This window comes from Erwinia endophytica, from assembly GCF_009295515.1.
Lineage (GTDB): Bacteria > Pseudomonadota > Gammaproteobacteria > Enterobacterales > Enterobacteriaceae > Erwinia > Erwinia endophytica.
The window spans coordinates 1-3,038 of sequence record NZ_RQVV01000017.1 but is presented as its reverse complement, the minus strand read 5'-3'; the positions used below and the strand labels follow the sequence as shown (position 1 = coordinate 3,038).

Here is a 3,038-nt window from a genome sequence, read left to right as displayed (position 1 = left end):
GGCGTTTAAACGATTTTCGGATCAGAGACATAGTCAGGAAACATTACAAAAAAAAACATGTTACCTGACGACGTCTTAATGCGACAGAACCGGAAATTCTGGTTATGTCCTGTGCGGTGTATGATTGGCAAATAACCATCATAAATTCATGGAGAACAGGATGAAAATGGTACTGCCGGTTGACGGCTACCGCTCAGCAACGGAATTCATGGCCGCCATGCAGGGCAGCGAGGGAGACACCCACTGGCTGATGAAGCCGGCTGAACACTGGCATGGGGGGATTCACCTGTGTGAGGGCTTTGCCGGAAATGCAGTTTTTAAGCCCGGTGGACATGGCCTGAAATGCATGACCGATGGTCAGGTGGTGGCCTGGCGGCTGAATGACGATTATCAGACAGCAGCATACGGAAAAAAGACGCTGAAATTCAGCTCCACCTTCGTCCTCATCAAATCCACCTGTACCCCGGATAAAGACAAGCCTGATAACGCACTGGATTTCTACACGCTGTGGATGCAGATAGCCCCGCTTTCTGAATATGGCATTACAAACACACCAACCGCGACCGTGACCGCCAGCGCGCTGAAAATTCGCCAGGACAACACATCTCCCGGCTGGATACGCAGCGGGCTGAGGGAAGGGGTTAACGTTCCCCGTGATGCGCTACGTCACTATGAGGTGCCGCAGGATACGCAGACCACACTGCCACGAGGTGCCGTGGTGGAGATTAAGCAGGAGGCTTCATTCCTGCTGAACGGCAGGCCGGCCCCGTTTATCTTCGTGTCTGTGGTGTCGGTACCGGAAGGCACGAAAAGCGGATTATCCGCCGGTGAATCTGGCTGGATCTCCGGGCTGGATAAGTTTGTGAAGCGGCAGGGGGATGCGCTGCCGGCGTGGATGCAGGTAGCCCATCAGCACGGGGTGTTTAATCAGGTGGTGACGGTTTCCGGCGAGAATACGCCGTCGGTGAAGGCCGGGGAGATTATCGGTCACCTGAGTCTGAACGAACGTCCGTTTGGCGGATCACAATACTTTTGCCATCTGGAGGTATTCAGCCAGGATGCGCGGATGAAGGATTTTCTGGCGAACAAGGCCGGGGTGACGACCGGTGTGGCAGAGCTGCACACGCTGGCGGATAAAACCCGCTGGAAGCACCGGGAGCAGGATAATACGTTTGTGGTAGCCGGCGTGGGGGGAGCCCCTTCCCCCACGACTGCAGAGCGATACACCCCGGAAAGTGAGTGCCGCCGGCTGGAAGCAGACGGAAAGACCTGGTATTACATTCCCGGCGAGCTGGCATGGATGTCGGCGGCTGATGTGGAGAGAGCGAACCAGTTCGACCTCGAAAAACGGGGGTTTATGCCACTGGAGCAGGAGGATGCGCCGCAAAGCATTTTCCAGACCCCGAAAGAGGGCTGGCTGCGCCGGACGTACGAACGACTGGAGGCGCTGGCCCGGAGTGAAACGCGGGATATGTATTCCTCGGGCTACACCGAGCAGTACCAGAAGCTGCTGAAACAGATGGATCTGAACCAGGATGGCGTGATTGATGCCGGCGAACTGTGGCGGTTTCTGCATAACACACAGCCGCATATCCGGTATCAGGTGCAGCGCTTAGTGGTGAAGCACCACAGCGAATGGCTGAAAGATGGCATGTCGGCCCTGTGGCAGGCTGCACTGGATGAACAGGCGAAGAAATACCCGGACATGGCGCTGTATAACCGTGACTTCATCAATAAACTGGTGTGGATGAAGGATGTGCCGGAGATCCGCAGCGGTGAAGCTCTGTGGCATATGCATCCGATTGTGTTTCTTGATGCTGTAAAAAATATAGCTGTAATTTCATTAGAAGAAGCAAGAGTAAGAGCATTTATGAGAATGCTTAGAGTTGGGGAGGGTACTCTTGGTGATAAAGGATATGAAACATTATTTGGTGGGCAGTCATTTATTAAAGATTACCATAAGGATTTTAGTGATCATCCTAGAATATCCATTACTAGAGGGAAATTAACATCCTCAGCTGCTGGAGCATATCAAATCATGGGGTATTCATGGGATGATCATCAGATGGTTAGAGCTAGAGCTCGGTATGGGGTGAGTGATTTCACTCCATTGTCGCAGGATAAATGTTGCGCTCTTATTTTTAAGGTAAAGAGGAAAGGTTCGCTTGAGATGATAGCTAAAGGTGATATAAACGGCGCTTTAGATGTTTTGAGCTATGAGTGGGCTAGTCTACCACCTGGGCGCTTTGGTCAACCAGCAAAGACAAGGGTTGAGGCTAATCAATTGTTTGATAATTACTTAAAAGAGGAGCTTAAAGGTAACACTGATCTTTATCTTCCTATTGGGTATATATCTAAACTATTAACGGTGAAATAAATGCGCTATTTATTTGTTTTTTTACTGTCATTTTCTATTTCATCCTACGCTAACGATGATTTAGGTGAATGGGGAACTACATGTGATGATGATGGATTTTATTTTCCGTTAGAGCAAAAAATATCTCCATTGGTTGTTAATGACAATCAAATTGTTATCTCTATTCATTCCTCGGTAGTTAATAATGGTGTGATCGATGTTTATCTCGATGGGCCATTAGATCTTGGTAGTGGAGGGATGAATATAAAATGGGATGATGTAGATAAGACAAAAAAAATTGCAGAATTTAATTATAAGAATGAGACTGGTTATTTAAAATGGTTCGGTTTCTTTGATAAAAAGAAAAAAAAATACTTTTGGAGCAAAGATCCAGACTTTGTACGGACATACTCGTATGATGGAGCTGTAAAAATGAAAAAATGCGAATGATTTATTAATTGATCAGTTGAGATCCTTTTGTTCTGAGCGTAATCTCTTGCTCTGTAAACGAAAAAGCCACCCGCTAAGGTGGCCTTTTCGATGGATCAGTTGAGCGCTAACTCTTCTGAACCGAGGTAACTGGCTTGGTGGGGTTCTGTCGCATTAAGACGTCGTCAGGTAACATGTTTTTTTTTGTAATGTTTCCTGACTATGTCTCTGATCCGAAAATCGTTTAAACGCC

The 3,038-nt window shown here is 48.1% G+C and carries 2 protein-coding genes; both read left to right on the top strand.

Annotated elements, in window-relative coordinates; all coding sequences use genetic code 11:
- Nucleotides 1–160: 160 nt before the first annotated feature.
- The gene (locus EH228_RS06165) at nucleotides 161–2,377 is read left to right on the top strand and encodes a hypothetical protein (protein WP_152320804.1); all 2,217 of its coding nucleotides are present in this window, start codon (nucleotides 161–163) and stop codon (nucleotides 2,375–2,377) included.
- The gene (locus EH228_RS06160) at nucleotides 2,378–2,806 is read left to right on the top strand and encodes a hypothetical protein (protein ID WP_152320803.1); all 429 of its coding nucleotides are present in this window, start codon (nucleotides 2,378–2,380) and stop codon (nucleotides 2,804–2,806) included.
- The last annotated feature ends 232 nt before the right edge of the window (nucleotides 2,807–3,038 follow it).